General features: G+C 69.5%; 17 protein-coding genes. 13 read left to right on the forward strand and 4 right to left on the reverse strand.

The genetic code is table 11. The features are described from left to right. Window positions 1-252: 252 nt before the first annotated feature. A complete protein-coding gene (locus N866_RS09595) occupies window positions 253-1,677 on the reverse strand; it encodes a hypothetical protein (RefSeq protein WP_155855281.1) in 1,425 nt (474 codons plus the stop codon). A gap of 497 nt (window positions 1,678-2,174) precedes the next feature. Here N866_RS09595 and N866_RS09600 point away from each other — a divergent pair, with 497 nt between their 5' ends. Beyond that, window positions 2,175-2,675, forward strand: coding sequence for a hypothetical protein (locus tag N866_RS09600; RefSeq protein WP_155855282.1), 501 nt, complete (start codon window positions 2,175-2,177; stop codon window positions 2,673-2,675). A gap of 168 nt (window positions 2,676-2,843) precedes the next feature. Continuing rightward, entirely contained in the window at window positions 2,844-3,227 is a 384-nt protein-coding gene (locus N866_RS09605) for a hypothetical protein (protein WP_034225736.1), read from the forward strand. Window positions 3,228-3,443: 216 nt separating this feature from the next. Here the strand turns inward: N866_RS09605 and N866_RS09610 are convergent, their stop codons facing one another. The 3 genes from N866_RS09610 to N866_RS19870 form a co-directional block, all read right to left on the reverse strand. After that, complete coding sequence (locus tag N866_RS09610; RefSeq protein WP_034225739.1) at window positions 3,444-4,058, reverse strand: hypothetical protein; 615 nt, start codon at window positions 4,056-4,058, stop codon at window positions 3,444-3,446. A gap of 230 nt (window positions 4,059-4,288) precedes the next feature. After that, window positions 4,289-4,990, reverse strand: a complete 702-nt coding sequence (locus N866_RS09615; protein ID WP_155855283.1) for a hypothetical protein — start codon at window positions 4,988-4,990, stop codon at window positions 4,289-4,291. A 55-nt stretch (window positions 4,991-5,045) separates the two neighbouring features. Then, on the reverse strand, window positions 5,046-5,750 hold the full coding sequence (locus N866_RS19870; RefSeq protein WP_155855284.1) for a GntR family transcriptional regulator: 705 nt from the start codon (window positions 5,748-5,750) through the stop codon (window positions 5,046-5,048). Between the two features lie 146 nt (window positions 5,751-5,896). Here N866_RS19870 and N866_RS09625 point away from each other — a divergent pair, with 146 nt between their 5' ends. The 11 genes from N866_RS09625 (at window position 5,897) to N866_RS09675 (ending at window position 18,580) form a co-directional block, all read left to right on the forward strand. Continuing rightward, entirely contained in the window at window positions 5,897-6,937 is a 1,041-nt protein-coding gene (locus tag N866_RS09625; protein ID WP_034225744.1) for an autoinducer 2 ABC transporter substrate-binding protein, read from the forward strand. Window positions 6,938-6,968: 31 nt separating this feature from the next. Further along, window positions 6,969-8,531, forward strand: a complete 1,563-nt coding sequence (locus tag N866_RS09630) for a sugar ABC transporter ATP-binding protein (protein WP_034225746.1) — start codon at window positions 6,969-6,971, stop codon at window positions 8,529-8,531. Then, a complete protein-coding gene (locus N866_RS09635) occupies window positions 8,528-9,496 on the forward strand; it encodes an ABC transporter permease (protein WP_052022763.1) in 969 nt (322 codons plus the stop codon). The genes N866_RS09630 and N866_RS09635 overlap by 4 nt, the downstream gene beginning before the upstream one ends. Beyond that, window positions 9,493-10,542 carry an ABC transporter permease gene (locus tag N866_RS09640; protein ID WP_052022764.1) on the forward strand — a complete coding sequence of 350 codons (1,050 nt, stop codon included), beginning with the start codon at window positions 9,493-9,495 and terminating at the stop codon, window positions 10,540-10,542. The genes N866_RS09635 and N866_RS09640 overlap by 4 nt, the downstream gene beginning before the upstream one ends. A 47-nt stretch (window positions 10,543-10,589) precedes the next feature. Continuing rightward, complete coding sequence (locus N866_RS09645) at window positions 10,590-11,600, forward strand: carbohydrate kinase family protein (RefSeq protein WP_034225750.1); 1,011 nt, start codon at window positions 10,590-10,592, stop codon at window positions 11,598-11,600. Beyond that, window positions 11,600-12,679, forward strand: a complete 1,080-nt coding sequence (locus N866_RS09650; protein ID WP_052022766.1) for an ADP-ribosylglycohydrolase family protein — start codon at window positions 11,600-11,602, stop codon at window positions 12,677-12,679. The genes N866_RS09645 and N866_RS09650 overlap by 1 nt, the downstream gene beginning before the upstream one ends. Before the next feature lie 215 nt (window positions 12,680-12,894). Beyond that, the gene (locus N866_RS09655; RefSeq protein WP_034225752.1) at window positions 12,895-13,614 is read left to right on the forward strand and encodes a DUF6308 family protein; all 720 of its coding nucleotides are present in this window, start codon (window positions 12,895-12,897) and stop codon (window positions 13,612-13,614) included. 23 nt (window positions 13,615-13,637) lie between these two features. Next, window positions 13,638-14,720, forward strand: coding sequence for a DUF7662 domain-containing protein (locus N866_RS09660; protein WP_216699421.1), 1,083 nt, complete (start codon window positions 13,638-13,640; stop codon window positions 14,718-14,720). 24 nt (window positions 14,721-14,744) lie between these two features. Continuing rightward, window positions 14,745-17,024 carry an AAA family ATPase gene (locus N866_RS09665; protein WP_034225756.1) on the forward strand — a complete coding sequence of 760 codons (2,280 nt, stop codon included), beginning with the start codon at window positions 14,745-14,747 and terminating at the stop codon, window positions 17,022-17,024. Window positions 17,025-17,229: 205 nt separating this feature from the next. Beyond that, window positions 17,230-17,697 carry a hypothetical protein gene (locus N866_RS09670; protein ID WP_034225759.1) on the forward strand — a complete coding sequence of 156 codons (468 nt, stop codon included), beginning with the start codon at window positions 17,230-17,232 and terminating at the stop codon, window positions 17,695-17,697. Between the two features lie 415 nt (window positions 17,698-18,112). After that, window positions 18,113-18,580, forward strand: coding sequence for a hypothetical protein (locus N866_RS09675; RefSeq protein ID WP_155855285.1), 468 nt, complete (start codon window positions 18,113-18,115; stop codon window positions 18,578-18,580). Window positions 18,581-18,613 lie beyond the last annotated feature (33 nt).

The raw sequence follows: 18,613 nt of genomic DNA on the forward strand, positions 1-18,613 counted from the left end.
ACCCACGCTCAACTCCGAAGAGCCGACAAACCGGATCAGCTCGGCGAACCGATGGCACCCAGGCAAGGGCACGACGCGGCCGCCGCAACGAGAATCGTCAACCGTTCCTGTCCCTCGTGACCGTAAGGCCGACTGACGGGTATCTAAAGCAGCGCATCCACGACCCGTGGAAGAAGGGCAACCTCCCTGCCTAGACCGGAGCTCGTTGCGGCGATGGAAGCAGCTGAGCTGATGACCGGCCCACCGATGAACTCAGCGGGAGAGACAGACGCCAAGTTCGGTTGCGACTCGAACTTGGGAGGCTTCCCAATCGGCGAGGTCGGCCGGCGTGATCTCAACCAGCGGTATGCCAGCGGCACCCGCGACAAGCCTCTTCGCCTCAGACTTCGCGTCATACTCGGGGACGCCGGAGAGCCCGAAGTACTCCACTAGTCGCCCGTTCACGAGCCAGTCAGCTCGGTACCGGCTGCCCGGGTACGAGGGTTCGCGCGTGTGGGGAATCTCGTGGGTGTGCAACCAGTCATCAATGGTCCTCTCGCCGAGGGAGAGGCATAGGTGCCCGTCCGCCGCAATGGTTCGGTAGCCAACCGCTCGCCGTAGGTCTCCTGCGGCAAGTACCCCAGAGGCAACAAGGGCCTGGAACCACGACCCGTACGCGGCCTTGTACCAAGCGCTGGGCGCCACTCGCCACGACTGTCGTACCAACCTGACGTACAGGTCGAAGTCGTGGGTCTCGTCCTCAAGTCTCTCGCGCCAGTTCGCAGTCGGTACATGTCCGAGGAGCCGCGCCAACTCCGCAAGCTCCTTGAGCGAGGCCCTTGCGCGCGCGGGCACACCGTCCTTGTACATCGCCTCCAGGCAGCGCGGACACACCTCCCAGCGGGGGTGGGTGCTACCTCGTTCGTGCGGTAACCAGCGTGGGTGGAACTGCCGCGCACACAATCGGCAAGTTGATGCTGGATCAAACGACGTGGCGGCATAGGAGGCGTCCAGCAGTTCTTGGCCCAGGTCGCCGCCGACTAGCTCACCATTGAGAAGCATGGTCATCATCTGTCGCGCCGCCGGAGCCGACAAGAACGTCAACCGTTTGATGTACGGCGCGGCGTTCTCGGCTCCGTGGGGCAGGTTGGCCAAGGCGATGACCTGCGCTCCAAAGGCGTACTCGTCAACGGCGCCGGCAACCTTCAGCACATCGAGGGGGTACCCGTCCGTGGTGAACCTGGCCTCAAGCATGGTCCCGACCCGACGAGGTTCGACAGCGAGTGCTCCGCCAAGGCCCCCCGGGACGAGCACCCTGAGCTTCCTCGCCGCAACCGTGGCAGGCAGGAGCCCGACAGCGTTCAGGATCGCTGCGACCTCCCTGGCATCGCCTTGCGGGAAGCTCAGTCGGTAGCTCTCGCAGGTGTCGTGCGCGAGCGGACGGGAAGGGTCCGGGTCCTCGGCGGGAAGCAATCGAACACGCGTACCAGGGACTAGCGTGCTACCGAACGAGACCGGTTGACTGCCGTGGGGGAACGGCGACAACTCAGCGTAGACATCGTCGGTGACCGCTAGGCGCTGGCCTGCCCGCGAAGGAGCGCCCTCACAAAGAATCCGCTCACGCCAGCCGAAGTAGACAGGACTCAGCGCAAGCAGGTCGCCGCGCGCAGCGCCGAATGCCGCCAGTCTCTGATCCACAGTCCGTGGGGCAGCGCGTCCGAGCGGCACATGAGCGACCTTATCGCTCGTCGTGGGCGAGTGGTCCATGGCCCTGGCCCAGGCGGACACGACCAGTTGTTATGCAGATGCGGCTTCACCCGCACGTGTTCATGCCGTCGCCCGCACGGTCAATGACGCGCCGCCCCGCATGGAGTGGCCGCGACGGCACCTTCGGACCGGACGCGCGCTCTCGCGTGCGGCCGCGGCGAAACGCGGGATCGCCGAGTCGCCGACATCCGGGGCGCCAACGACGTCCGCACCATCACGCGAGGACACAGATCGCGCAGTCCGAGCTCAGGGGCTAGCTGCGCCGAGGACCCCGTGCCGCCCTCCCTCGGCGGTCCTCTACGACACTCCAGACATACACGCGACCGTAATCACCGGCGCCCTTCACGGGGCCGGATCTCGAACTTGCCGCGACCGGTCAGTGGTGTGCGCGCAGTGCCTGCCCGGGCCGAAGCCGCACCGTCCGAGCCATGACCACAACAACAGGCTCACCGGCATCCCCGCGCCCCCTGCTTCCACCCCTGAACGGCGTCGCGCGCGGCCGGATCCAGCACGAGATGCTCGCCACCTTCATCGCAGACCCGACTACCGGCTTCGCACCGTCCCACTGGGACCGCACCATGACCGAGGAGTCCAACACCTCCCGCGGCTGGCGCGCCTGGATCGGCATGCAGACACGGCTCATCACCGCCCTCCACCCGCACGGCCTCACCTGCGACGTCACAGGTCGCCGCGACACCTGGTACGTCATCCTCCTGGGCCTCGACGCCGAGACCCTCACCACCGACCTGTGCATGTTCCCCGAGCTGCGCGTGCCCCTGGCCGCGCTCAACCACGTCGCCCGGCCCATCCTCGGACGCGACCTCGAACCCACCGAAGCCGAAGCGGTGCACCACCTCGCCCGCCACGTCCCGGCCGCCCGCGACGAGAACCTCCTCTGGCTCGCCGCCGCCGTCGGTGGGACGTACTGACACCACCGCGCCGCGGTGAGGCAACGCAGCCGACCCCGGGGCCCGACCCCGGCGCCTCAGCGCCCCGGGCCGGGGACGGCTGATCACGCCCAGGCAACCGCGACCCGAGCAGCAACGACGCTGCCCAACAGCACTGCGCTCCGTTCCACCCCCGGCACCGTCCGGCACGTGAACAACGACAACCCCGCACCCGACATCCCCGACTGGGCCACCCACGTCACACCCGACACCCTCGACCCCCGGGTCCTCGACCAGACCGACATCTGGGTCAACCGCGACGCGACCGTCCTGCGCATCACCGCCATGAGCACCGACCACATCCACAACGTCCTGACCATGCTCACCGAACGCGCCAGCGAGCTGCGGCTCAGCAGCCTCCTCGACGCCACCTACCAGCTCATGAACACCGACACCCGCACCGTGGACGACGCCGAACGGCTCGCCTGGGACCTCGTCCGCACCTACGCCGACCTCACACACCAGCAATGGCTCGAGACCACCGCCCTCGTCATCGCACTCCGCACCGAGCTCGCCACCCGGCCTACCCCCTGATCACCCAGGCCCGGCCGCACCGCCCGCGACCTCCCACCACTGCCGGCCCAGAGCCCGCCACGGCGTCACGACACCGACGACTCCGCCACACCGATCCAGCCGTCCCCGGACGCCGCCGCACCGCAGCCGCCGCCCCGGCAGCAACCCGGAACGACGAAGGGCCGGTGCCCGGTGACCACAGCCACCCAGCACCGGCCCCACCAAGGCCCCGCCCCGTCAGGCGTGGAAACCCTCGTACGCGTCCTGCGCCGCCAGCACCAGACACCGGCCCAGCACCTCCACCACCGACCCGGACGCCACCTCCAACCCCACCGTCCGAGCCCGCAACACCGCCACCGCCTCCGCCACCTCCACCGGCACCAGCAGGTCGAACAGCGCCACCGAGGTCGGCATCACCCGCGGCAGCGCCACCGCACCCGCCGGCACCACCCCACCCGGGCCCACCCACACCACCGACCGGCCGTCCTCCCGCAACGCCGGCACACCCCAGGCCTCCCACTCGGACTCCTCCACCCACGCTGGACGCACCCCCATCAACGCGCACGCCGCCAGCAGCCACACCACCCCGTCCACCACCACACCGGTGGCCGACCCCGCCACCGGCACCACCGCCCAGCGGTCCAGCACCTCCGCCTGCGCACCGTCCACCGCCAGCACCTGCGCCACCGGCCACCGCCGCTCACCGGAGACCAGCAGCCGCACCGCCACCTCCACCTCCGAGCGCGTCGCGTCACCGCACGCGTACAGCGGCGGCGCCAGCGGCTCCACCGCCCCCACCGCGCACCGACCCGCCAGGGCCTCCAACGACACCGACACCGACTTGCTGTCCATCACGCACTCCTTCGGCTTACACGAGCCCGGCACCACCACGGCACCGGCACCGCAAGGCACACCGCCCCACGACCCGACCCACCGTCCGGAGTCACCGAAGGCACGCCACCCCGCGCACGCACCTGTCAACGCGTCGCCTCGACAGCGGCCGAGCCGGTCACCGGCTCGGCGGCGCACGGCCGGTCAGCGCCTCCGCAGCCGGCGCCCGCAGATCGCTACGCGATCCCCGCTCAGGCCGCCGCGTCGGGGACGCTCACCAGGGCCCACACCCGCAGCTCCGCCGACCACCCACCCGCCCCGGGGAACTGGTCGTACCCCACATGCCAGTCCGACACCGCCGGCAGACCCCGAGCCGCCAGGCACTCACCCAACGAGCTCAGGCAGAACCAGGTCATCGAGTCCAGGCTCGGGCTCGCATGCGATCCCGGATCCAGCTCCTCCCGGGCGAACACGTCGTGCTCCTCCGGGTCACTGAGCACGAACTCCGCGAAATTCACCTCACCGGTGGAGATCTCCAGCCGCACCATCGCCATCCGCACATCCGGCTCGAACAGCTCCGCCCACCGCACCGGCGCCGCCACCGACACCGACACCACATGACGGGTCGCGGACACCGCCAGGCTCGCCGAATCCCAATCGGCATCCAGGCCGAAGAATGCCAGCTCGTACCCGAAAGCGGCCCGGGCGATCGCCAACGCCTCGGCCTCAGTGACCCCCTGCGCCTGCTCCCGGTGCGCCCACAGCTGCTGCTCCACCGCCTCCAGGGCCGACGTCGACAGCTTCCCCCGCCACGACCGACCTCCATCGACCGACAACACGATGTCCCCGTCCAGCGGGATGCCGCCGACACCGCTATCGCCGAAGACGATCTCGCCCTCCATCCATGTCGCACGGGACAGCTCGAACGGGGGAGGGGTAACGGTGTTCTCCATGCCAGTGATCGTCCCGGTCGGCCCGGACACGATCACGGCAATCTGACGGTGTCCGCTACTGGCGGAGCTTGATCACGTACTCGTAGCGGTCGCCCGGAGCGTGGCTGCGGACGAACTCCACCGGTTGGCCGCGGCGATCGCTGCTCCACCGCGTCACCGTCAGCAGGGGATAGCCGACGGGTACCTCGAGCGCCGCCGCCCGTTCCTCGTCCGCCGCCTCCGCATGGATCGTCTCAGTCGCTGACGCAAGCACGATGCCGAGGTCCTCCTGAAGGACGCCGTACAACGACTGCCGCTCCCGCAGCCGCTCCGGATCCAGGCGTGACCCGATCGCATCGGGCAACCACGACTCCATGAGGCAGAACGGCCGACCGGAACCAAGCCGCACCCGCCGCGCAAGCCACAGGTGGTCCCCCGGAAGGAACTGGCGCGCCTTGGCGGGTGCCTCGTCGGGCCTGACGCTCACGTCCGCGATACCGGGTTCCAGACCAAGGTCAACCATGACCTGGGTGAAGCTCCTCAAATCCCCGAGGACATGACTCACACCCTGATCGGCGACGAACGTGCCCAGGCCCTGCTGCCGGCGCACCAGGTTGGCGTTCTCCAGCACCGACAGCGCGTGGCGCACCGTGTTCCGGCTGACGTCATAGGTCGCCATCAGCTGTGCCTCGCTCGGCAGGGCGTCCCCGGGAGACCAGCTGCCATCCTCGATCGAGGCCCGCAACGCGTCCGCCACGCGCTGGTATGCCGGTGCTGCCATCAGCCTGTCCCCTTCGACGAACTTGTACCAACGAATGCTTGCACATGTTGGTACAAGTGGCTAGCGTCCTGCCTGTTGCACCACCCCCGGTGCGGCAGAAGCGTTCCACATGGACGGGCACGCCGACGTGCCCTGAGGAGGACTCGATGAAGAGCCGGTTCGCCGTCATCGCAGCTGTGAGCGCCGTGTCGCTGCTCGCGGCGTGCAGCAGCACCGCGCCAGGTTCGTCAACCGCTGCGGGGAGCGAGACCGCCCCCGCCGCCGAAGGAGGCTCCGGCGACGTCCGCGTCGCCTTCGTCTCGCAGGTCGAGGGCATCCCGTACTTCTCCGGTTTCAACACCGGCGCGGACCGTGCCGCGGCGGAACTCGGGGTCACGTACGACCAGGCGGGACCTGCGAAGGCGGACTCGGCCGAGCAGAAGCGCATCGTCGACGGCCTCGTGGCGCAGGGCTACGACGCGATCGCGATCTCGCCGCTGGACCCGACGTCGATGAACGGTGCCATCGCGGACGCGCTGGAAGCCGGTATCAAGGTGGCAACCTCCGACGCCGACGCCCCTGACAGCGACCGGCAGATCTTCGTCTCCCAGGCGTCCGACGAGGCCCTCGGCGCGGCCGTCATGGACGAGCTCGCCAAGGCGATGGGCGAGTCCGGACAGTACGCGATCGTCTCCGGTGCCCCCGACGTCGCGACCTTCAACAACTGGGTCGCGGCCGCCGAGGCGCAGCGCGAGGCCGAGTACCCCGACATGGAGCTCGTCGGGGACATCCGGCACACCGTCGACAGCGCCGAGGCGCTCCGCGAGGCGCAGAACCTCATCACCGCCTACCCGGACCTCAAGGGGATCATCGCCGTTCCCTCGACCGCCGTCCCCGGCGTGGCCCAGGCCGTGCAGAACGCCAACAAGATCGGTGAGATTGCTGTCACCGGCTTCGGATCGCCCAAGACCGCGGGGACCTTCCTGGAGTCCGGCGCCATGACCTCCACCGTCCTGTGGGACGTGGAGGACCTCGGCTACCTCACCGTGTGGGCGCTCGTGCAGCTCGTCGAGGGCAACGAGTTCGAGGAGACGAACCAGGTCCCCGGCCTGGACGACCCCGTCGAGTACGACGCGTCGACCGGCACCCTGCTGCTGGGTCCGCCCACGGTCTTCGACAAGAGCAACTACGCGGACTTCGACTTCTGACCCGAACCTCGATCACGCGAAGGCACACACCGTGACCACTCCAGTGCTGGAGGCCCACGGCATCACGAAGCGCTTCGGAGCGACCATCGCTCTCTCCGGGGTGGACCTGGTGGTCCACCCCGGAGAGCGGGTGGCGATCATGGGCGAGAACGGTGCCGGGAAATCCACCCTCATGAAGATCTTCGCCGGCGTGTACGCGCCGGACCAGGGCATGATGCGGCTTCAGGGCGAGCCCTTCGCCCCGACCGCCCCTGCGGCAGCACTCGCGGCCGGCGTCTCGACCGTCTACCAGGAACCGGCCGTCTTCGGGCACCTGTCGGTCCAGGAGAACCTCCACATCGGGCGACAGCCCCGTAGGCGGTTCGGCTCGATCGACCGCGGTCAGGTCGCGCAGCAGAGCGTCGCGCTGCTGGAGAGCCTCGGACTACCGGGAGCCATGGCCCGGCGCCGCATGGACTCCCTCTCCCTGGCCGAGCAGCAGCAGGTCCTCATCGCCAGGACCGTGGCCGACCAGGCGAAGGTCCTGATCCTCGACGAGCCGACGTCCATCCTCACCGACGCCGAGGCCGACGAGCTGTTCCGTATCGTCGACCAGCTCAGCGCAGCCGGCACGGCAGTGCTCTACATCACGCACCGCTTCGACGAGCTGCACCGTGTCGCCGAGCGCTTCGTCGTCCTGCGCGACGGCGCGCTCGTCGGGGAGATCCGCGAGCCGGACCGCGAACAGCTGTTGGCCATGATGGGAGGCGGCGAGGGCACGTCGAAGCTCGAGCAGGCCCAAGAAGCTGGCTCCCCGACCAGCCACGAGGTCAACCAGGACGGCCCGGCTCCCACACGAACCGAACAACGGCCGGCCAGCGATACAGAGGTCGTCCTGGAGCTGGACGGACTGTCGGTCGACGGGCTGTTCGATGACGTCAACCTGCAGGTGCGTAGCGGCCAGGTCGTCGGTCTCTACGGGCTCGTCGGAGCTGGACGGACCGAGGTCGCCCTCACCGTGTTCGGCAACCTGCGCCCCACCAGCGGGCGCATGCTCCTGCACGGCAAGCCCTACACACCCCGGTCCAGCGCGGACGCCCTCCGCGCGGGGGTCGCCTACCTGCCCGAGGACCGCAAGATCCAGGGGCTCTTCTCCCACATGGAGGTCGGGTCCAACCTGTCGGCTGCCGCCCTGCGCACGCTCACCCGCTGGGGGCTGGTGCGCCGCGGCGAGGAGAGCGCACTCGTCCGACGGTGGAGCGAGCGCCTGCGCATCAAGGCGGCCGGCCCGGACGCGCCCATCACCTCCCTGTCCGGAGGCAACCAGCAGAAGGTCCTGCTCGCGCGAGCCGTGTCCACCGAACCGCGACTGCTCATGCTCGACGAGCCGACCCGCGGCATCGACGTAGCCACCAAGGGCGAGATCCACCGCGACATCCACGACCTGACCACCGCCGGCATGGCGGTCCTGGTCATCAGCAGCGAACTGCCAGACCTGCTGGCGCTGGCCGACGTCGTCCACGTGCTGCACGAGGGAGCCATGACCGCGACCTTCCACCGGTCCGACGCCACGCCTGACCGGGTCCTGCGGGCCGCGATGGGGGTCGCAGCATGACCGGCAACGCCACCACACTGCAGCGGCTGCGCACGATGCTCCTACCGATCCTCCTCATCGCCGAACTCATCGTCTTCTCGCTCCTGTCACCGCGGTTCCTCAGCGGAGACAACTTCGCCAACATCGCCGTCAACGCCGCCGACCTCGCCCTCGTCGCGGCCGGAATGACCCTCGTCATCCTCCTCGGCGGCATCGACGTGTCCGCGGGCTTCGCCGTCGGCGTCTCGGCGTGGTTCGTCGCCACCCTCATGGGATCCGCGACGCCGGCCTGGGCGGTCGTGCTCCTGTCCGTCACCGTCGGTCTGGCACTCGGTGCACTCAACGGTGCACTGGTCGCGGCCTTCCGCGTCCCGGCGATCATCGCGACCCTCGGTACCGCTGCGATCTTCCAGACGCTCCTATTCGCGCTGTGGAACCGCACGGACGTCTTCTCCGCCCCGGTCGCATCGATCCTCTCCGGTCAGCGGGTCCTCGGCGTCCCGCAGGTCCTGCTCGTCGTCGCCGTCGTCTACGCGGTCCTGCACTGGGTGCTCACTCGACGTCCGTTCGGGCGTGACCTCTTCGCCATCGGCTCCAACCCCGACGCCGCGCGACTGGCGGGGATCCGCACCACCCGCGTCACCTTCGCCGCGTACGGGATCCTCGGTGGCCTCGTCGGCCTCGCCGCGACGATCTACGTCGGACGCGTCGGCGTGGTCCAGGCGTCCTCCGGCAACGAGCTCACCCTGCTCGCCATCGCCTCCGTCGTGGTCGGCGGCACGTCGATCCTCGGCGGAGAGGGCTCGATCCTGCGGACCCTCGGCGGCCTGGCCTTCATCGTGATCCTGCAGAACGGGATCGTGCTCGCAGGCGTGCCGCCACTGTGGAACGGCCTGATGATCGGCCTGACGATCATCATCGCCGTCTCCGTGGACATCCTCGCGACCAGGAGCACCACCCGCGAGACGCAAGGGAGCGTCGCATGAACCGCACGAAGACCGTCACGCCAGTGCTCCCGACCGCCGGCCGAGCTGGGAGCCCGCAGCCCCGGCGACGCCTGCCCGGCGCCGACCACGCATGGGCGTCACGGCTGCTCAACGACAGAAACGCCCTCCTGCTCGGCCTGATCCTCCTCGCCGGCTTCGTCATGAGCCTGCTCTCCCCGTACTTCCTGCGCGTCGACAACCTGCTCGCGATGACCCAGTACGGCGCCGTCCTGGGACTCCTTGCCCTGGGCCAGACGCTTGTCATCCTCGGCGGCGGCGGAGGCATCGACCTGTCAGTGGGGTCGACGATGTCGCTGTCGGGCGTGGTCTTCGGCCTCACCGCCGTCAGCCTCGGCCTGGACCCCTGGATCGCAGTCCTCGTCGCGGTCGTCGCGGGCGTCCTGCTCGGAGCGGTCAACGGACTGCTCGTCACCGTGGTCGGCGTTCCTCCCCTCATCGCCACCCTGGGAACCCTCTACCTGTACGCCTCCGCGGCGCTGGTGCTGGCCGGGGGAGTAGACATCAACGGGTTCGACCGCAGCGGCTTCGCCCAGCTCGGCCAGTCCGCGATCGCCGGGATCCCGACCCAGGTCCTGCTGATCCTTCTGCCGGCCTACGGCGTACTCGCCTTCGTCATGCACCGGTCCCGCTTCGGCCGAGAGGTGTACCAGGTCGGTTCCAATCAGCTCGCGGCATCCCTGACCGGCGTGCGCGTCGCCCGCGTCCGCACGTCCCTGTACTGCATCTCCGGTGGTCTGGCCGGGCTCGCCTCCGTCGTCATGGCGTCGTGGCTCCTCAACGCCAAGCCGACCGCCGGAACCGGCATGGAGCTGCAGGCCATCACCATCGCCGTCCTCGGCGGAACAGCCATCACCGGCGGCGTCGGCCGCGTGTCGGGGACGTTCCTTGCCTTGACGCTCGTCGTCGTCCTGAACTCCGGCCTCCAGCTCGCAGGTGTCAGCAACACCTGGCAGATCGGACTGCTCGGCGCCGTCCTCATCGCCTCCATCCTCCTGCAGCACCTGCTCGGTCGGGCACGGCGATGAACCCGGCGACCCCACCCCAAGCAGACGACGCACCAGCCCCGATCAGCGTGCCACCGGACCACGTCCTCGGCCCGGACACCGCCATCCGCGATCTGCTGACCATCGCCGCGCCCGGCTCCCGGGCCCACGACATCACCGTCGTCGGCGACACCGGCATCGATCTCATGGTGCGGGTCGAGGGACTCCCCGGGCGCGACGAGAAGGCAATCGGCGAACACCTGGGCATCTTCGGTGGAGGCATGGGCGCCAACTTCGCCACGGCCGCCACCCGGGCACGGCCCGATCTGGAGGTCGCGTTCGTCTCCCGGGTCGGATCCGACGCCTTCGGCCAGCAGTGCCTCGCCGACCTGCAGTCCGAAGGGGTCGACACCAGGTACGTCCACATCGAACCGGACGGCGTCACCTGGTGGTGCGCCGTCGCCCTGGACGCCACAGGGGAGAAGGCGCTCCTCGGCGGACGCACCTCAGCCTCCCTGCCCGAACGGACAGACCTGCCCGAAGGGCTCCTCGCCCAGACCCGCTGGGTCCACATGCTCGGTGACATCCCGTTCTCCGCGGAGCTCGTCGAGCTCGCCCGCGCCCACGGCGCACTGTCCAGCGTGGACATCGAAGGCAGCTTCGTCGACGCGGACCCGGCCCGCGCGGGCTGGCTCGCCGCCAGCGCCGACCTCGTCGTCATCAACGCCAGCGGGCTGCGCGCCCTCACCCACCGAGACGATCCCATCGACGCCGGGCTGCACCTGCTGCGGTCCGGCCCCTCGACCGGCCCCCGCATGCTCGTCATCACCCTCGGCGCACGGGGAGCGCTCGTCCTCCACCGCGACGCGAACGGGCCATGGCAGGCCCACGCCCAACCCGCGATCCCCGTCGACGTCGTCGACTCCACCGGCGCCGGGGACTCCTTCGCAGGAACCTTCGTCGCCGGTCTCGTCGCCGGCGACCCGATCGGGACCACGACCGCCCGGGCGGCACAGGCGGCCGCGACCACTTTGGGCGCCCTCGGCTCGCGCGGCCGGCCCCTACCCACGATTCGACCCACCACCGGAGGTACCACCTGATGGCCAGCCCGACCACCGCCCCGACCGCACCCGGCACCGTCCCAGGTCGCGCGGCGCTCGAGGACCGCATCCACGGGGCACTCGCCACCGCGATCATCGGCGATGCGCTCGGCGCCCCCACCGAGCAGCGCAGCATCGACCAGATCCGCGCTCGGTTCGGCGGCCGAGTGGAGCAGTTCTACGCGCCCCCGCAGGACTCACCCTTCGCCAAGGGCCGCGCCGCAGGACAGTTCACCGACGACTCCAGCCAGATGATCATGCTGGCGGAGGCCTTCATCGCCGGCGGCGGCACCATCACCGCCCGCGCCGTGGCCGACATGCTCGTCGAGTGGTCCGGCAAGCCCGAGTACTTCCCCCACTTCGCCGGCCCGAGCACCCGCCGAGCCATCGCCGCCATCAAGGCCGGAGAAGACCCCGAGCGGATCGGCGCCCAGGGCGTGGAGACGACCGAAGGCGCATCCAACGGCGGGGCCATGCGCATCGCGCCCGCCGGACTCGTCCACCCCGGCGACCCCGCCGGCGCAGTCCAAGCCGCGGCGATCACCTGCCGACCCAGCCACTTCACCAGCGTCGGTGTGTCCGCCGCCGCGGCGATCGCCGGCGCCGTCTCCGTCGCGCTGTGCGACGACGTCACACTCATCGACGTCGTCCGGGCCGCCGTCTGGTCCGCCGAGGAAGGAGCCGCCATCGGCGCCCAACACGGGCGAGAGGTCGCCGGCCCCTCCATCGCCCGCCGGATCGAACTCGCCGCCGAAATCGCCGTCGCCGCCCCCGACCTCGACACCGCCACCCGACGCATCGCCGACATCATCGGCGCTGGCCTGCCCGCAGCCGAAGCCGTGCCCGCCGCCATCGGCCTCCTCGTCGCCGCCGGCGGCGACCCGTGGATGACCGTCGTCGCCGCCGCCAACGTCGGCGACGACACCGACACCGTCGCCTGCATGGCCGGCTCCATCGCCGGCGCCATGCACGGCATCAGCCGCGTCCCCCAGGACCGCTACGCCGAGGTGCAGGCCGCCAACGGGGTCGACATCGCCGACCTCGCCCGACGGCTCACAGCCGTCGCCCACCCCCGATAACCCCAGCCCCCAACCGCGACCCACCGGCACCACACCAAGACCCGGGGCCGTCCACGCAGACCATGCCGTGGACGGCCCCGGCCCGCGCCGCCCATGAACAGTGAAAACCTGCCGGTACGCCGATCCAGTGAACATCGCAGGCGCGCCCATCAAGGCACCGCACCACCGCGGCGACCCGCCGCCCGCGTGTCAGTGCCCACCGCCAGGATCGACAGATGACCGACGCCGAACAGCCCTGGACCCAGATCCCCGACGGATGGACACCGCCCGACGCCACCCTCCTCGAGCACGCCCGCGACCGTGCCCTCCAGGCGCTGTCCCTCGACGGACCCCGGCCCGCCCACCAACGGCTACGGACCTTCTACGACACCGACAGCGACTACGCCGGCGCCACCTTCGCCCAGCTCCAACCCCTCCAGCCCGCCGACCTCACCGCCACCGACCTGCACGCCACCACCCTCCTCAGCGTCCGCATCGGCCCCGGAGCCACCCGACGCCTCCTGCACGACGGACCCACCCGCACCGAGATCCTCGGCCACCTGCGCGCCCTCCCCGACACCCAGCTCCACGTCGCCGACACCCACGCACTCCTGGCCATGCAGGACCTCTACCGCGCCATCAAGACCGCCCTGTCCGCCGCCACCACCCGCACCCCCGACGCCTGGGTCACCGCCAGCAAGCTCTGCGCCCGCAAACGCCCCGACCTGTACCCCGTCCGCGACACCCGCATCCGCGACCACCTCGGCATCCCCACCAACAACAACGGCTACGCCACCACCTGGCTGCTGTTCCGCACCCTCATCCAGGACCACGACCTCATCACCGCCATCGACACCGCCGCCGACGCCGCCACCGACGGACACCCCCGCGTCCACCTCGACACCTCACGGCTGCGCCTCCTCGACGCCGCCCTGTGGACCGACACCCTTCGCTGACCGCCCACACCGGAAGCCCAGCCATGGTCACCTGCCCAGAGTGCGACTCCGACGACCTCGACCTCATCGAGAAAGCCGCCGACGACCGCCGCCACATCCGCTGCAACACCTGCGACCACGACTGGTGGCGCGGCGAAGCCAAACCCACCCCACCGCCGGTCAAGACCATCGCCGACCACCGCGCCGACTTCCACGCCACTCACGTCCCCACACCCCGGCGCAGCGCCGCCGTCGACGCGCTCAAGGCGCAGTTCCTCACCGCCCACCCCGAACCCGACGATGACGTCGCCGCCTACTGGGCCCGCTACCAGCGCATCTTCAGCGCCGACGTCCTGCCGACCTGCGACCCGCAAGACCTCAAGGACTTCGCCAACACCGAAACCGGCGCCCGCCCCGGCAACATGTCCATCTTCAACAGCGCCTGGAACGAGCTCGGCGAAGCCGAAGCCGCCCAACGCACCCGCGGCGCCATCACCTACCTGCTCTACGGGCCGGACCACATCCCGCTCGAAGACCGCCTCACCCACCTCATCGACGGCCCCCACGCCCTGGAGATGCGCGGCTTCAAAGAAGCCCTCCTGACCAAGGTGCTGTGCATCACCAACCCCGACCGGTTCCTGCCGATCCTCATTTACACCAGCCCCAACGGCGGCAAACGCGAGATCGCCCAAACCGTCTTCGGCCTCAACCTCCCACCCCGCGACAGCGCACCCATCGGCCGCCTCATCACCTGGAGCAACGACCTCCTCGTCGACCACGCCGGCCCCGGCTTCACCCACCTCCAGCACGCCTCCAGCTTCCTGTGGTGGGCCAAAGACCAAACCCCCGACACCCCCGCCGCACCGACCGGCGTCACCAACCACACCGGCAAGTACCGCGCCCTCTGGCAATGGCTGCGCGACCAGCCCCGCGACGAAGTCCGCGCCACCTTCGCCACCATCGAGAACGTCCTCGGCATGCCACTCCCACCCTCATCCCGGGAGCACGACAGGCACTGGCGCGGCTACGAAGGCTCCGCCGTCGCCCGCGCCATCCACGACGCCGGCTGGCACGCCACCGACGTCAACCTCACCGCCGAACACGTCACCTTCCTGCGCAACCACTGAGCCGGCACCAACCGGAGGCCCCACATGGAACCCGACGCCCGCAGACCCGCAGCGATCCGCGGCGTCTACATCCGTAAGTACAAGAACCTCCGCGACATCTGGCTGCCCTGGCACGACGGGACCGCGATCTTCGGCGCCAACGGCACCGGCAAGACCAACCTCCTCGAAGCCCTCGCTATCCTCTTCAATGCCGAGGAAGCGCTCCCTCTCACCGCCAAGCGCCGGGCTGACATCACCCCCGGCGACCTCGAAGTCATCGCTCAAGTACCCATCGAAGAACTGCCCTGGCCGCCGAACACCCAGTTCACCGTCCCGGAAAAGATCGAGCTGCACGAACTCCCCGGCCTCGTGCGCGCCATCCTGGACCGTCGCTGGTGGGACAGCATCGGCGGCCCCGGTGGCGACACCTTCGCAGAAGGGATCGCCGCTCTCGGTGTCCCCGAAGCCGTAGTCACATACCTGCGGGACCAGATCGATCAGCCAGTCATCCGGTACACCCTCCGGGACATCACCTTCAAGAAGACCAGCATCTTCGACGATGACCTACCTGGCACCGTCGACGATGACCCGCCATCCTCGACCGTTCGATACGACCGCACGCTGCTCGGGGCCGCCCCTCCCGCCTCCGTCGCCGAGATCGCCGCGGTTCTCCCGGACGTCTTCGCGCCGTTGCGCACGGCCCTCGCCGAACACACGCGTGGCGCGACCGCCGGCATGGTCGACCTCCTTGCGCTCCCGCCGGCCGAATCCATTCCCGTCACCCTGCAGTGGCTACCACGCGCCCGCGACAACGACGAGATCGACCAAGCCCTCAAGGACGCATACCTCGACGCCTACCCGCGAGCCGACCAACTCACCCGGCGGATCACCCGCCTGGGCATCACGCAGATCCCGAGCGGGGACCCACCTGACCTAGCCCTGGGTACCGACAGGTGGCTCCATCTCGTCATGGCGGACGCGGCCAACAAGGAGCTCGCGCTAACCATGCCCGACCAGATCGCAGTCGAACCTGTGGGCTCCTTTGAGGACGCCGACTTCTACCTCACGAATCTCCGCACCAAGACGAAGATCGGGCGAACTGGCCGCGTCGACATGCTCGAGAAGTTGTCGTCGGGGGAGAGGCGCTGGGCCGACGAAGCACTCGCCACCGCCGGTCGAGCGGTCATCGCCTTCGGTCTCCGCGCGACCATCTACGACGCGCTCCTTGCGAGTATCGACGAAGCCCTCATCCTCCCGCCGCTGGTATCCGTCATGACGGAGGTGCAGGCCCTCGTCGACCAGGTCGGCTACTTCAGCATCGAAGCCATCCAGCGGGTCGTCGACGTCCTGGACCCGGTGCTCCGTGAGGCCGCCCAACAACAGCTCCGCAACGCGCCAGACCCCCTACGCCGCAGCCTCGTCGAGAACCTCTACGGTCTTCACGCGTTGACCCCGGTCACCACCGTCCGCGTTCTGGATGAACCCGAAGCGCATCTGCACCCCAGAGCCCAGCGTGTCGTCGCCGGCGCCCTTGAGAACCTTCGGCGCTCCGGGGACCAGATCCTCATCGCCACCCACAGCCCTCAGTTCCTCGACCTGCCGGGGTGGGCTCTCGCCCACCTCCAGAGCACACCTGAAGGCAGCACCCTGTCCCCACTTGCCCCTCAAGACCTCGACGCGCGGGGAGCCCTCGCCGGCGAGATGGGCTTCACGCGCGGCGAACTCCTGGCACGCATCACCTGCCTGCTCATCGTCGAAGGCGAACACGACCGCCTCGTCCTCGACACCCTCTACGGCGACCAGCTCAACGACGCCGGCATTGGCATCATCCGCATGTTCGGCACCCGCAACCTGCTCGCCACCGCCGAGCTCGACTTCATCGACCGCATCCTGGACGTTCCCATCGCCCTGCTCATCGACAACACCCGCAAGGACATCGTCAACGGCAACCGGCCGAACAGGGAGCTCACCGGCGAGGAGCGGCAACTCCGCGACCTCAAGCGAGAGTGCGACAACCGCGGCCGACCGATCCACGTCATCGGCCTGAACCGGCCCGACATCACCGCATACCTCCACCCCGACGCCGTCCGCACCCTCCACCCGTCCTTCCCCGGCTGGGACAAGGTCATCCAGCAGTACCGCGCCCAGCGCCACCCGCACTCGTTCAAGGACTGGCTCCACGACCAGCTCGGCGTCGACCTGCGATGGACAACGAGGATCACCGCCGCACTCGATCAGATGAGCAGCCAGAGCCTGTCAGTTGAACCCGAGCTCGCGCGCAAGGTGGAAGACCTCCTCCGACGGGTGATCACCAGCGGGTGGTGATGCCGGGCGGCCCCGACCAGCGCCATCGCGCCAGTCGGCTCACCCGCCGGAACCCGCATGCGACAGACACCAGATGCTTCGCGCTCCAGGGCGTCCACCCCCTCCAGGCTCACCACGATTCCGTCCGTGCAACGCGTGCGGACGGTCCCTCCTCGCAGCGCCTACAGGTCAGCCGGCCACCGCCGTCGACGACGCGCTCCTGCGCATGCACCCCGACTTTGGCGACAACTACACCTTCTACGCCGAGCAGTACGGGCACGAGGAGACCGAGGAGCTCTACGACGTCGACCTCATCCTCGACACCGACGCCACCACCCTCGTCACCAACCTGTGCATCCTGCTCAACACCAAGCCGTTCTGGATGCCCCAGGACACCTGGAACGACCGCGACAACGACGTCTACCTCGACCTCGACACCGCCACCTTCACCACCGGGCCGGGCCGCGACCGCGCCCGCCGGCACATCTACTCCGAGCTCCTCGGCACCAACGAGACCGACGCCGTCCGCCGCCCCGACAACTGGAGCCACACCCCTCCGGCCACCCCCGACCGCGACTACACCCGCGCCTACCGCGACACCGCCCGCCTCCTGCTCACCGCACCCATCACCACCCACGTCATCCCCGCGACCGCCGAGGACATCCTCGCCCTCGCCCCGCACACCATTCGCTGACCCCGCACACAGCAAGGGAGGGCCCCGGCACACCGCCGGAGCCCTCCCTTCGCGTGTCGAGACCCACACCGAACCGCGGTCCGCACAATGGTGCGCTGGCTCAGGACCCGCCACGTTCGAACACGTCGCACCTAGGCCCACACCCAAGCTGGCGCCACGGATCACCCGGTCAGCGCATCAGAACGCTGCCCCCCTGCACCGATGAAGGGGCATGCCCTGGACCCGTACCGTCTGTGCCGCTGCGCTCCTCGCACTCATCACCGGCTGTGGCGCAGCCGAGAGCGCCACCCTTCCCGCACCAGCAGCCGAGAGCGCGCCAGCAGTCGACAAGGCAGCCAAGCCCTCCCCGAGCACCGAGCCCGTCGACACGATCGTGGAACCGGCCGCGCCCATCACCCACCAACTCACAGGCGTGATGAGTGTTCACGACCTGTCCCAGTCCGACACCGCCGACGGCCCCTGCACCGCGGGGTCCCTCGGAGCCGGCGGCTACGAAGACATCGCGACCGGCACACAGGTCTCGGTCTACGGCGGTGCAGGAGACCTCCTCGCCCTCGGGAACCTCGCCGCAGGCCAACTCGAGATGGGACAGCCCCAGCAGGTCGACGACTGGTCCAACGCACCCGAAGCGCCGCCGGTCCCGGACGTCGAGGCGCCGCAATCCGAGTGGGACGCGTTCAACAAGGCGACCGACGAGTACCTCGACGCAACCATGAACCTCCCGCAGAAGACCGTCTACTGGGGCTGGTGCACGTTCCCGTTCACCGTGGACGTACCGGACTCCGACTTCTACTCCATCGAGGTGGCGCACCGAGGCAAGGTCAACTTCTCCCGCCAGGACCTCGAAGCAGAAGGCTGGGTCGTCGCCCTGTCCGTCGGCTGAGGTTAGGTGGCTCTTCGGATCTATGCGTGGTTG

This window comes from Actinotalea ferrariae CF5-4, from assembly GCF_000603945.1.
Lineage (GTDB): Bacteria > Actinomycetota > Actinomycetes > Actinomycetales > Cellulomonadaceae > Actinotalea > Actinotalea ferrariae.